The sequence below is a fragment of the Buchnera aphidicola (Pemphigus obesinymphae) genome, assembly GCF_026122815.1.
Taxonomy (GTDB): domain Bacteria; phylum Pseudomonadota; class Gammaproteobacteria; order Enterobacterales; family Enterobacteriaceae; genus Buchnera_C; species Buchnera_C aphidicola_BJ.
In genome coordinates, this window is record NZ_JAIWQW010000059.1 from 1 (window position 1) to 707 (window position 707).

The window sequence follows — 707 nt, forward strand, 5'->3', positions numbered from 1 at the left end:
CCAGTATTCCAGGTGTTTTTGCAGCAGGAGATGTAATAGATCATGTATATAGACAAGCTATTACTTCTGCTTCCACTGGATGCATGGCAGCATTAGATGCTGAACGTTATTTAGACACACTTATTTAATTAATTTTTTAATAATGCATGTGTATCAAAACTATATTTCAAATATAGAAATTAATTGAATTGATATATATATATGTTAAATTTTATAATTATAAATAGTATATATTTATTTAAATAATTAAATATATTAAAAATATAAAATATTTTCTTTCTAACTTATATTTATAAAAATAATTTTATAATAATATTTTAAATATTTTATATTAATTAATGTTATTATAAATAACATCAACTTAATGATTAAAGCTAGAGAATGTAATGACAAAAGAAGAAAACATAGAGATGCAAGGCATTGTAATAGATACATTACCGAATACTACATTTCGAGTAGAATTAGAAAATAAACATATTGTTACTGCTCATATATCGGGGAAAATGAGAAAAAATTATATTCGTATATTAACAGGAGATAAAGTTACAGTAGAACTAACTCCTTATGATCTAAGTAAAGGTAGAATTATATTTAGAAGTCGATAATAATAAATAATTTTTTTATGCAAATGTTACTTTAAATCAATTCTTAATATTTTAAATATTAATTTTTATTTTAATTAATAATTAATATTTTTTATAAAAAAA

1 protein-coding gene and 1 pseudogene are annotated in these 707 nt (G+C 20.1%); both read left to right on the forward strand.

Annotated features, from left to right (window positions below; all coding sequences use genetic code 11):
• Nucleotides 1-128, forward strand: a pseudogene (locus LDP10_RS03060) (thioredoxin-disulfide reductase); the annotation flags it as partial.
• Between the two features lie 258 nt (nucleotides 129-386).
• The gene (gene infA / locus LDP10_RS03065; RefSeq protein WP_265197270.1) at nucleotides 387-605 is read left to right on the forward strand and encodes a translation initiation factor IF-1; all 219 of its coding nucleotides are present in this window, start codon (nucleotides 387-389) and stop codon (nucleotides 603-605) included.
• The last annotated feature ends 102 nt before the right edge of the window (nucleotides 606-707 follow it).

What these genes read in the sequence shown, in the direction of transcription:
- infA (WP_265197270.1), top strand. Translation starts at nt 387, where the DNA reads ATGACAAAAGAAGAAAACATAGAGATGCAAGGCATTGTAATAGATACA.